The organism is Butyricimonas sp. DFI.6.44, from assembly GCF_022132345.1.
GTDB lineage: Bacteria > Bacteroidota > Bacteroidia > Bacteroidales > Marinifilaceae > Butyricimonas > Butyricimonas muris.
In genome coordinates this window covers 644,452-656,537 of record NZ_JAKNJD010000001.1, presented here as the reverse complement: position 1 = coordinate 656,537, position 12,086 = coordinate 644,452, and the positions used below count along the sequence as shown (strand labels likewise).

Here is a 12,086-nt window from a genome sequence, read left to right as displayed (position 1 = left end):
GAAGTTTAAAATCATAAATCATAAATCATAAATCATAAATCATAAATTTAAAAATATGAAAGTCGGTTTATTATCAGATACCCACGGGTGGTTAGACCCGAAGATTGTGGAGTTTTTTAAAGCGTGTGATGAAGTGTGGCATTGTGGGGATATCGGGGATGTGGCGGTGGCGGATGCTTTAGCGAAACGGTTTAAGTTGCGTGCCGTGTACGGGAATATTGATGGGGAATTGTTGCGTAGAATGTTTCCGGGGACGGAGGTTTTCCAATGCGAGGGGGTGAAGGTGATGATGACTCATATCGGGGGATATCCCGGTCATTATGACAAGAAGGCGGCGGATGTTTTACGACGGGAACGACCTAAATTATTTGTTTGCGGTCATTCGCATATCGCGAAAGTGAAATACGATCAATTATTGGATTGTTTGCATATAAACCCCGGTGCGGCGGGAAAATTCGGTTTTCATACCGTGAGAACAGCCGCACGCTTTGAAATCAACGGGGATCGGATTGAGAATTTGGAATTGATAGAGTTGGAAAAATAATTAATTTAAGACTCTGTTAATAGAATTAATGCTTTCGGAGTGTTACATTTGCAAATGTTACTCGTAGAAAAGAGAGAATACTAAATATATATTATATGAAAAGAGTTTTACTATCGGCGGTTGCTCTGTTAATCGCTTGTTTGAGTTGGCAAAGTGTTTCGGCGCAACGGGATATGCAAGCCGTGCGGGAACAGTCTATCAAGTATCAACAATTAATGCAATTGATAGCCGGATATTACGTGGATACGGTTAATTTGAAAAAGATTACGGAGGATGCTATCGTGAAAGTGTTGGCTGACCTTGATCCCCATTCCGTGTATATACCCCGGGAGGAATTGGAAGAGGCAAATGAACCTTTGGAAGGAGGGTTTTTCGGTATAGGGATACAGTTTAACGTGCTTCATGATACCTTAACCGTGGTTGACGTGGTCGCGGGAGGACCTTCTGAAAAGGTCGGGTTGCTCGCCGGTGATCGGATTACGGAGGTTGACGGGGAGAATATAGCGGGAATCGGTATCAGTAACACGGACGTGAGGAAGCGTTTGAAAGGGGAGAAAGGAACCGTGGTGAAAGTTAAGGTGAAGAGAGGGAATGAATGGATTGATTTCAATATCGTGCGGGACATGATTCCGATTTACAGTGTCGATGCCGCGTACATGATTGACAAGAATATCGGGTATATCAAGATTGCCCGTTTTGCTGCCACGACTGTCGAGGAGTTTGAAAAGGCCGTGAAGCAATTGCAGGCAGAAGGGATGAAAGATTTGATTATAGATTTGCAAGGTAATGGCGGTGGTTACATGGGGGCGGCTATCGGTCTTGCCGATCACTTGTTGGACGGGCGAAAGATGATTGTGTACACGGATAGTCCCGCTTATGGCAGGGCTGAAGAGTTTTCTACTCCCGCTGGATTATTCCAAGATGGTCGGGTTGTCGTGCTTCTTGACGGCAACTCCGCTTCTGCCAGTGAAATTTTGGCAGGTGCCGTGCAGGACTGGGACCGCGGGTTAATCGTCGGACGTCGTTCTTTCGGTAAAGGATTGGTGCAACGTCAATACCCTTTGGCTGATAAGTCTGCTATTCGTCTTACGATATCCCATTATTTTACACCGTCCGGACGGTGTATCCAAAAACCGTACAAGGGAAAAGATTACCAGATAGAATTGTATGAACGTTACGCTAACGGGGAGTTGCTGAATGCCGACAGTATCGCATTGACGGATTCCACGAAATACTACACGAAGAAGGAGCATCGTTTGGTTTATGGCGGGGGGGGTATTATTCCCGACGTGTTCGTGCCGATTGATACGAACGTGAATTACAGTTATTTCAATCGTTTGTTGGCGAAGGGTGTTATCGGTGAATTTACTTTGAATTACGTGGATAAGAACCGGGATGCTTTGAAGAAAAAATACCCGAAGTTTGAGATGTTCAAGAAGGATTTTCAAGTGACCGACGCCATGGTGAACGAGATTGTGCAGAAAGGGGAGAAACAGGGTGTGAAAAAGGACGAGAAACTGTTGACTCCGGTTATTCCGGAAATAAAATTATTCGTGAAATCCTTGATTGCTCGGGATTTGTGGAATATGACAGAGTTATACAAGATTTCCAATGAGCAGAACAAAGTGTTAAACGCGGCTGTAAAGACTTTACAGGATGGGACTTATAATAATACAATAAAATAAGTATTGTTTTGGTCTGTTTTTTGATAGAGTTGTTACGTAGTGTTAATACATTGTGAGTTATTGTAATTGAATAATCTAAAATTTGATGGAATGAAAAAGTTTTTATTAGTGGTGATCGCTATGGTCACGTTAGGAAGTGTTCATGCTCAGACCGCGTTCAAGAGCAAAGTCGAAGGTATAACCGGTACGGAATTTTATTTCGGTCCGAAATTCGGATTCAACGTGGCCGGTATAAGTGATGGCCCGAATAAAAGTAAATTGAGTTTCCTTGTGGGAGCTTTTGCCGAATTCAAGTTCAATGATTTATTTGGTTTGCAAACCGAGTTGATCTATTCCCGGCAAGGTGATAAAGGGAAAGAGGGAGGTACTAAATATTGGATGAGGGTGAATTATTTGAATATTCCCGTTTTGGCGAAGTTCTACGTGTGGGAAGGTTTGAGTGTTGATCTTGGTCCGCAATTGGGATTTGCCTTGAATGGAAAGCATAAAACAAAGCATGGAGGAACTGAAACGAAATCCACTATAAAACATTTGAATACGGTAGATTTGAGTTTCGGAATGGGATTATCCTATGATTTCGATATGGGATTGGTTTTATCGGCTCGTTACAATTTGGGATTGACTAACGTGGTTGAAAAGGATAAAACTTACGGTAATAACCAAAACCGTGTATTCCAGTTATCTGCCGGATGGAAGTTCTAGGAACTGACAATATGAAAAGAATGCCGTCACAATTTTTGCGACGGCATTTTTATTATATTACAACTCTTTATTTAGAACCGGAAACCTAATGTAAGTCTGAATTCGTTGTTTTTGAATTTCGTGTTGAATTCCGGGGATTCGATTACACCGGAAGGTGCTTCATAGTAATAGAACAACCCGTTGATGTCAGACTTCTTGTGCATGTAAGAGGCATCGGCATAGAATGAACCGAGATTTACCCCTAAACCGCCTGAATATATTTGAATGTCATTATCTTCATTCATTTCACCCTTTTTATAAGGAGAAGCCGAAAGAGCGTATCCGCCACGGAGGCAGAAAACACTGTTGAGTCTAAACTCGGCACCTGCTCTAAAATTATGGGTGGCTTTGTAGATGTCTTTGATTGCGTTGTTGGTTTCTAAGTATTCATTTTTTGCATCATCATTTGTGAATTTTGCTGCCGTGTAGTCCACGTACTCGTAATCACCACTAATGATTGCCCGTTGCCCGAGAACGATAGCTACGCCTGCCATTACCCGCCATGGGGTTTTCAGCTTGTATGAATAATCTGTATAGGCAGTCCATCCATATTCAAAGCCGGGCTTTGGTTCTGCATCTTCTACTGGTAGTTCAGAGAATTTAGCCGATACATTATTTTGCGCAAATGCATCTAAATTATAGTATGTCGGAGTGTGAATTGCCGCACCGATACGAATAGCCGGAATCGGACGGAATATAAATCCTGCTTTGAAATTTAATCCAGTACCGCTTGATGTGAAATCTTGATACATACTGAATTTTTCCAGTTTATTTGTTATGTCTTTTCCAATTATCTCTTCTGTATAAACTGAATATGATTTATAGTGCAGGGATTGAATTCCGAGTGTTGCCCCGAAATAGAATTTATCACTGAGATTACCACCGAGCGATATGGCATATTCACCTTGGAATCCTCGTTCCCTCGTGTATTTATAGTGCTGCAGTTGATCTGTTTCCCGAATGGGATTCTCGTAATTATAATCCTTGTTTTCGATAGCTTCTTTGCTTAAATAAAGCATATAAGCGTCATAAGCTAATCCTGTAGTGAAATCGTTCAACTGTTGAGGCGATTTTCCGTCTGCTTCTTCTTTCCACACGTTTGCTAAGGATGAATTACCGTCTGTTTCGTAATATCCTTGGAAAATATTCCTGTTGAAGTTATTCAAGGTCGAGTAGTTGAAACCGACATTGAAATTCTTTAATATTCTATTATTAGGACTAAAGGATAATACCAATCCGGCATTACTCATGATAAACATGTTTTTTTCGTTATCAATTCCTTTTGTTTTGGCATGGGCGAAATCCATCATCGGAGTAAAGCTAAACTCGGATTTACGGAACACCCCTATACCGGCGGGATTCATTGATAAAGTTGTTAAATCACCACCCAGTGCTGTGAAAGCTCCACCCATTGCAGTAACCCTTGCGGAACCGAATGGGACTATTCTGGAGAATCTAAGCGCATCTTCCTCGTTTTGTGCTGAAGCTGATAATGTGAAGAGGAATAGAACCGGGAGTATATATAATATTTTCATATCCAAAAGTATTAATTTAGACATTATCTTCTGCTGCCCGTGTTTGTACGTTCAACTGGTCCGCTACCGCCACCGCTTGAGCGGGAACTGGAACTGCTACCATATGATCCGCCGCTGCTATTGCCTCTGGAATAACTTCCGGAACTATATGACGGATTGTAGGTTGAGCCTGAATTACCGCGGTCGAAGCTACTGCTTCTGGTTGTGCCGGAACTTCTCGAAGAGCGGGAGTACGTGCTGTACGACCGGGCGTTACGATTTGTCGTGTACTGTTTTTTAGGAGCATAACGGGTTATTGAAGCCGTTGGTCTTTCCACTGCACCACCCCAACCCGGACGATGATGTCCCCAGTTCGGTCCGTGGTGTCCCCATCCCGGGCGATGTCCCCAGTGCGGATAACCCCATCCCGGGTAGTAACCGTAATTTGGGCCCCATGAATTCCAACCCCAAGGGTCGTAATATCCGTGATAATACCCGTAGTTATTCCAATAAGGATCCCATCCCCACGAGTTACCCCATCCGAAAGAACCTCTCCATCCCCAACGATCCCAACCGAATGCCACGCGGTTGCTCCACGCGAAACTGTCGAAACGGGGATCGTTCCATGCTACTGTCCAAATGTATTTCGGGTAATTACCGAAGATCATTTCGTTATATAATGAAATATTCGAGTTGCTGGGGAACCACCAGTAACGACCGTTTAACGTGAAAACGTTCCAGTCGGAGCTGAATGACAGGTTTTGGGCGATTTCATACCCGTTGCCGAAATAAGCAAAGCCTTCCGGGTAACGGTTCATGATGCGCACGCATTCTTCCAAGTCGTTATCGGAGCCTCTGAAGCCCCCGAGCCAATACCCGTCGCCTTCCGAAACTTCAATTCTTGTCACGGGTTGTCCCGTTCTTTCTTCTTCTTTCTGTACTTGTTTTTCAGTAGCGTAACGTGCCATTCCTATGGCGTGAGATTTAGGATTCACGCTGTTGTCTTGTTCTTTAGGATAGACTTTATCGTTTGCTGTATTCTCTTTGGAAGATGAGTTCTTGTCCGCTACGATGTCCACGCCCGTTTTCTTCTTGATTTCCTGCGCGAAAAGAGAACGTTGCCCGGGAACATAGTAGATATCGTCTTCCTGCGCTCGTGTGAAATTTTGCGAGGAAGAGCAGGCACCGAAAATGACTGCTAATGCTGAAATGTATAACGCTATCTTCATGGCTGTAAATTTATTTCTTTCTTGTATGACAATTTTTGAGTGTCTTGGTTTATTCTATAATATAACAAATTGCGTACCACGCTATGTTTATTTCTCCTACTTTCATGCTAACAAGTCATAAACTTGTCAATCTGTCGGTTGCATTTTGCACGAATAAAAGGCAAAATGCCTATTATCATGATAAAAATAGAAAATAAAAATCGGAAATCCTAGTTTTTATTGTAAATTTGCGCTTGTTTTATCAAAAAATAATGAGATGGCTAAGTTTTTAACTTCAAGAGAAGAGAATTATTCACAATGGTACAATGATCTGGTCGTGAAAGCCGGATTAGCAGAGAATTCAGCAGTAAGAGGATGTATGGTGATAAAACCTTACGGTTATGCCATATGGGAGAAGATTCAACGTCAGTTGGACCAGATGTTTAAAGACACCGGGCATAGCAATGCTTATTTCCCGTTGTTGATTCCCAAATCTTTCTTTTCCAAGGAAGCTGACCACGTGGAGGGATTTGCCAAGGAGTGTGCGGTTGTAACTCATTATCGATTGAAAAATGATCCCAACGGGGGCGGGGTAGTTGTTGACCCGGCTGCCAAGTTGGAAGAAGAATATATTATTCGTCCGACTTCCGAGACGATTATCTGGAATACTTACAAGAATTGGATTCAGTCGTACCGGGATCTTCCGATCTTGTGTAACCAATGGGCTAACGTGATGCGCTGGGAGATGCGTACGCGTATGTTCCTGCGTACTGCCGAGTTCTTGTGGCAAGAAGGTCACACGGCTCACGCCACGAAAGAAGAAGCTGTCGAGGAGGCTCATAAGATGGTACGCGTGTATGCCGAGTTTGCCGAGAAATGGATGGCAATGCCCGTTATCATGGGACACAAGAGTGAAACGGAGCGTTTCGCCGGGGCTTTGGATACACTGACGATCGAGGCCATGATGCAGGACGGGAAGGCTCTGCAATCGGGTACTTCTCATTTCTTGGGACAGAATTTTGCCAAGGCTTTTGACGTGCAATTTACCACGAAAGAGGGGAAACAAGAGTACGTGTGGGCCACATCTTGGGGAGTTTCTACCCGTTTGATGGGAGCGTTGATTATGGCTCATTCCGATGATAACGGTTTGGTGTTGCCGCCGAAACTGGCTCCGCTTCAAGTGGCGATAGTTCCGATTTACAAGAGCATGGAGGGATTGGAGAAAATCCGTCAAACGGTTAGCGGTTTAATCGAGAAACTGAAGAAAGCAGGAATCACGGTTAAGTTCGATGATCGGGACACGCAGAAACCGGGTTGGAAATTTGCTGACTACGAGTTGAAAGGTGTTCCCGTGCGTTTGGCCATGGGAGAGCGTGATCTGGAAAACGGAACGATTGAAGTGGCACGTCGCGATACTTTGACCAAGGAAACGTTACCCTTGGAAGGTATTGAATTACACATCGAGAAGTTATTGGACGAGATTCAGGAGAATATATACAAATTGGCACTGGATCGGCGTAACAATTGGATCACGAAAGTGGATTCTTACGAGGAGTTCAAAACGTTGATTGACACGAAAGGCGGGTTCTTCTTGTGTCATTGGGACGGAACCCCGGAAACGGAGGAGAAGATCAAGAACGAGACGAAAGCCACGATTCGTTGTATCCCGTTTGATGCTCCCGAGGAAGAAGGTAAGTGCATGGTGACAGGGAAGCCGTCGCACAGGAGGGTGTTGATAGCGAGAGCTTATTAATTTTAAATTTTAAATTGTAGATTTTAGATTGCAATGGCAGTCTGAGTCGAAATTGGATAATTTAAAACTTAAAATTTAAAGTCTAAAATTTAAAATTGTTTTATGTTGCCAGTAGTTGAGCGTTTTCTCAGGTATGCGAAGATACACACGGAATCGGATCGGGAAACCGGGTTGATTCCGAGCACACCGGGACAATTGGAATTTGCTTATCTTCTTTCAGAGGAGATGCAAGCAATGGGTATGCAGGACGTGTCAGTAGATGATTACGGGTATGTGATGGGATTTGTGCCCGGGAACACGGACAAGGAGTGTTCATCTATCGGGTTTATCGCCCACATGGATACTAGCCCGGATATGACGGGTAAACACGTGAAACCACAGATAATCGGGAACTACAAGGGTACAGATGTTCTTTTAAATAAAGAAAAAGGGTTTACTTTGTCGCCGGATGATTTCCCCGAGTTGAAGAATTACGTGGGGACGGATTTGATTGTGACGGACGGGAATACCCTTTTGGGTGCGGATGATAAAGCGGGTATTGCCGAGATTTTGACGGCGATGGAGTATTTGATTCAGCATCCGGAAATCAAACACGGGAGAATTGCCGTTTGCTTTACCCCGGACGAGGAGATTGGAGAAGGAGTTGATCATTTTGATTTGAAGAAATTCGGGGCTAAGTTCGCTTATACCTTGGATGGGGGTGAGATCGGGGAATTGGAATACGAGAATTTTAATGCGGCTTTGGCTCGCTTGACGTTCAAGGGAAGGAATTTCCACCCCGGTTACGCTAAAAACAAGATGGTTAATTCTATCAAGGTAGCCAACGAGTTCATGGCAAGTCTGCCGAAAAAGGAGGCTCCCGAGTATACTTCCGGTTACGAAGGCTTTTTCCATATTTATTCCATAAAAGGAACCGTGGAAGAAACGGTACTTGAAATATTGATTCGTGATTTTGATAGAGAAACTTTCGAGTGGCGCAAAGGGGTAATCGAGAACGGTGTTCGGGAGTTTACCAGAAAATACGATTTGCCGGTATTGTTGGATATGAAGGATCAGTACGCGAACATGAAAGAACGACTTGAACCTGTACGGTACATCGTGGATATTGCCAAGCAGGCCATGGTGGAGTTAGGTATCAAACCTTTGTTTGTGCCTATCCGGGGAGGCACTAACGGCTCGAAATTGTCTTTCATGGGATTGCCCACCCCGAATTTGTCTAACGGGGCACATAATTCTCACGGGCGTTACGAGTATATTCCCGTGTCATCCATGGAGAATGCGGTTAAATTGATCGTGAAGATATCCGAATTTTGTGCTAAAGTTTGAGTTTATGAACTTAACGTGTAACAAATTTTCATTGTTTCACGTTTCATGTGATAAAGTTACTTTGTAGAATTATATCACGAATTATTTAAAAAGAATATGATGAGAGGATTTTTATGTATTGCCTTGTTCCTGTTGGGATGGGGGCAATTGGATGCGCAGCCCGTAAGGGATACGGCTTGGACTAAAGCGGGATATTTCGGGTTGAAATTGACACAGGTTAGCTTGAGTAGTTGGTCTGCCGGAGGTGAGTCCGCGATGGCATTTGATAGCCAGATAACGTACAGTGCCGATTTTAAACGCGATCGTCAATTATGGCAAAATCGTTTGGAATTGGGATACGGTTTGACCAAGAATGACGGGAAAAGCGCCCGGAAGACAAACGATAAGATCTATTTCGCCTCTACATACGGTTATCAGATGTATAAAGCTTGGTACTGGAGTGCCTTGTTGAACTTTAACACGCAGTTTGCCAAGGGTTATGATTATAACATCGAGGATTCTGATTTTATATCTAAATTCTTGGCGCCCGGGTATTTAGTGATTGGAGTCGGTGCCACGTGGAGTCCGAATAAAATATTTACGGCGACCATTACTCCTGCTTCGTGGCGGGGAACTATCGTGGCAAATAAACGCCTGTCGGATGAAGGTGCTTTTGGCGTGGACAAGGGAAAACATTTGCTATCAGAGTTCGGTGCCAACTTGAAGGCCGAAGTAAACTACGAGTTTTTGCAGAACATGACGATTTATTCCCGTTTGGAATTGTATTCCAATTACTTGGAAGATCCGCAGAATATTGATGTCCGTTGGGACGTGCAGTTGAATATGGCTATCAATAAATGGTTTTCAACCACGTTGTCTACCAACTTGCTGTATGATAATGACGTGAAGATCGCGCAGAAAGACGGAACCGCCGGACCGCGGGTTCAGTTTAAAGAAGTGTTGGGAGTGGGGTTGCAGATTCATTTCTAGGAAGATTAACCAAGATTTTGTGTAAACGTGGAATACGGAATGCTTGCAAGGCACCGTATTCCACGTTTTTTTCTAGTCTTCTTTTATATCATTTATAATCATTGAAATGTTTTTCAATTTTGCTTCAGATGCTGCTAAATCTGTTTTTAGTTTTTTGTTTTTTTCTTGCAATAGCTCAATTGTTTCTTGCAGACTTTCAATTGAAACAGTAGGTGAAGGAATTTTATTATATGCCGCATCGAAAAAGCCTATTAATTCTATACGAGAATGACGATATGAACTGAATGAATAATCATAGGGAAGTAAGGCAATAATGTACTCTTATTAAATATGTCTGTCCTTTAGAGCAATCTAAATACAAGGGAGTGGCTTGATTAGTCCAATAATCGTGTTTAATTATCCTTACTTTAACCGCAAAGCCAAAGAGAAATAACCCTAAAGCTACTGTTTTTACCGTGCTTGAGGTGTTCGTGCATCTATGTTGCCCCTATCTTACATGGAGCAACATAAATGCACGAACGGAGCGATATTGGTAAGAAAGGTAACTTTACTGCGGTTTTACAGTGGCTCTTCAATAGGATTACACTTGTTCATGCGAACCGGAAAGCCAACAATGATAATTATTATTCTGTAACCGCCGTAACTGTTACGGCGGTTATAAAGATACAAAAAGAGGCTGCATCGTGCAGCCTCTTTTTATATGAATAAAGTTGTTGCTTATTTTGTAACTCTTTCAAGCCATTTTACCATACCAAGCATAACACCCATGGATACAAGGCATACGATTAAGAATACAGTCCAGCATTGCCAGATTGGCCATGCGTTGTACATAAGGGGACCAATCCAAAGCAGAAGGTTACCGAGAGCTGTAGCCGCTAACCATAGACCTTGACATAAACCGAGCATGCTCTTGGGAGCAACTTTTGACACGAAGGATAATCCAAGAGGAGAGATAAACAACTCTGCAACTGTCAAGAAGAAGTAAGTGGCGATAAGAACCCACCAGTGAGCCTTGCTTGCCATTTGCTCCGCGATAGGCAGTAATTTGAATGAATCTGCTGAAGGATAACCTTTCATCAAGGAGAAAATTGCAAGGAACAAGAAGGCCATACCTGCGATGAACATACCGATAGCGATTTTGCGGGGAGTTGAAATTTCTTTACCGCGTCTTGCGAGAGCCCCGAAAATAGCCATGATAATGGGGGTAAGGACAATCACGAAGAAGGGGTTGATTGCTTGCCATACTTCAGGAGCGACTGCAGAGGAATCCACGAAGTCGCGGGCGAAGAATGAAAGTGACATACCGTTCTGGTGGAATGAGAACCAGAAGAAAATAACTATACCCAAAACAGCAAATAACGCGTACATTCTCTGTTTAATTTCTTTAGCCATAGCAGCTTTCTCCTCCGGGGTGTAGTCTACGCTTTGAGTTGTAGCTTTTTTCGCGGGATTCGGGAAAGTCTTTTGTGAAATAAAGAAAATTACAAGAGAGATAAGCATGGCTGCAACAGATGCAATGAATGAGTAGTGAATACCTTCATTGAAAATTTGCAGGTATTGGCTGCAAGATGCGGTCAGGTCGGAAACGGCTCCACCGGCAGCAACCATAAGTTGTTGTAAGTTGGCAAGAGCTTCCGGTGCCATAGCGGCAGCGTTGTTAATATACTCGTGGCAAAGTGCCGGGAGTTGCGCGTTGTAAGTGAATCCGTTTGTTCCCAACCACCATTGGCGTAAAACCGGAGCGATGAACGGGGCAATCAAACCACCCACGTTGATGAACACGTAGAAGATTTGGAATCCTGAATCCCGCTTGTCTTTCGCGATTTTGAGAGCTTCCGGACCTTGTTTGGCGGCGTCTGCCTCGAAGTTATCGTACATCTGACCCACGATAGCTTGCAAGTTACCTTTGAACAAACCGTTACCGAAGGCAATGAGGAACAGGGCAACGCAAGTGAGCGTCAACAACCAAGTCGTGTTTGCCGCGGTAGCGAGGATTGGAATGGACAGGATAATGTATCCTAATGCCATAATTACAAGACCGGTCTTAATGGTACCCTTGTAGTTTTGCGTGCGGTCAGCAATAAGACCTCCGACAAGGCTTAAAATGTATATACCGGCGTAAAAGAAAGAGTAGATAGTACCACTGGCAGCTTCACTCAAACCAAATTTAGAACATAGGAACAACACGAGTACGGCATTCATGATGTAGTAGCCGAAACGTTCTCCCATATTACTTAGAGCCGCGGTAAGCAACCCTTTAGGATGATTTTTAAACATAACTTTTGTTTTTGATTTGTATTGATTAATATTAAAATTATTTCATTCACGCTAACAGCACGCAAATAT

9 protein-coding genes are annotated in these 12,086 nt (G+C 43.3%); 6 read left to right on the top strand and 3 right to left on the bottom strand.

Translation table 11 applies throughout. The features are described 5' to 3' along the window. Positions 1 to 55 precede the first annotated feature (55 nt). The 3 genes from L0M98_RS02795 (at position 56) to L0M98_RS02785 (ending at position 2,931) form a co-directional block, all read left to right on the top strand. Positions 56 to 544, top strand: a complete 489-nt coding sequence (locus L0M98_RS02795) for a metallophosphoesterase family protein (protein WP_227214880.1) — start codon at positions 56 to 58, stop codon at positions 542 to 544. 95 nt (positions 545 to 639) lie between these two features. Beyond that, positions 640 to 2,229: a S41 family peptidase gene (locus tag L0M98_RS02790; protein ID WP_227214878.1), complete on the top strand. Its 1,590-nt coding sequence runs from the start codon at positions 640 to 642 to the stop codon at positions 2,227 to 2,229. Between the two features lie 90 nt (positions 2,230 to 2,319). Next, positions 2,320 to 2,931, top strand: coding sequence for a porin family protein (locus L0M98_RS02785; RefSeq protein ID WP_099292716.1), 612 nt, complete (start codon positions 2,320 to 2,322; stop codon positions 2,929 to 2,931). 71 nt (positions 2,932 to 3,002) lie between these two features. On the opposite strand, the gene L0M98_RS02780 is transcribed toward L0M98_RS02785, so the two are convergent. Together L0M98_RS02780 and L0M98_RS02775 are read right to left on the bottom strand one after the other, a co-directional pair. Continuing rightward, positions 3,003 to 4,505 (bottom strand): OmpP1/FadL family transporter, encoded by a 1,503-nt coding sequence (locus tag L0M98_RS02780; protein WP_227214877.1) that lies wholly within the window; start codon positions 4,503 to 4,505, stop codon positions 3,003 to 3,005. A 23-nt stretch (positions 4,506 to 4,528) separates the two neighbouring features. Then, a complete protein-coding gene (locus L0M98_RS02775) occupies positions 4,529 to 5,713 on the bottom strand; it encodes a hypothetical protein (RefSeq protein ID WP_227214875.1) in 1,185 nt (394 codons plus the stop codon). A gap of 256 nt (positions 5,714 to 5,969) precedes the next feature. Between L0M98_RS02775 and proS the strand changes: the two genes are divergently transcribed. The 3 genes from proS to L0M98_RS02760 all read left to right on the top strand — a co-directional run bounded on the left by proS (position 5,970) and on the right by L0M98_RS02760 (position 9,740). Further along, a complete protein-coding gene (proS, locus tag L0M98_RS02770; protein ID WP_227214873.1) occupies positions 5,970 to 7,445 on the top strand; it encodes a proline--tRNA ligase in 1,476 nt (491 codons plus the stop codon). A gap of 102 nt (positions 7,446 to 7,547) precedes the next feature. Beyond that, complete coding sequence (pepT, locus tag L0M98_RS02765) at positions 7,548 to 8,771, top strand: peptidase T (RefSeq protein ID WP_227214872.1); 1,224 nt, start codon at positions 7,548 to 7,550, stop codon at positions 8,769 to 8,771. 96 nt (positions 8,772 to 8,867) lie between these two features. Next, on the top strand, positions 8,868 to 9,740 hold the full coding sequence (locus L0M98_RS02760) for a DUF3078 domain-containing protein (protein ID WP_227214870.1): 873 nt from the start codon (positions 8,868 to 8,870) through the stop codon (positions 9,738 to 9,740). A 717-nt stretch (positions 9,741 to 10,457) separates the two neighbouring features. Here L0M98_RS02760 and L0M98_RS02755 read toward each other — a convergent pair. Then, on the bottom strand, positions 10,458 to 12,017 hold the full coding sequence (locus L0M98_RS02755) for a peptide MFS transporter (RefSeq protein WP_227214869.1): 1,560 nt from the start codon (positions 12,015 to 12,017) through the stop codon (positions 10,458 to 10,460). Between the last annotated feature and the right edge of the window lie 69 nt (positions 12,018 to 12,086).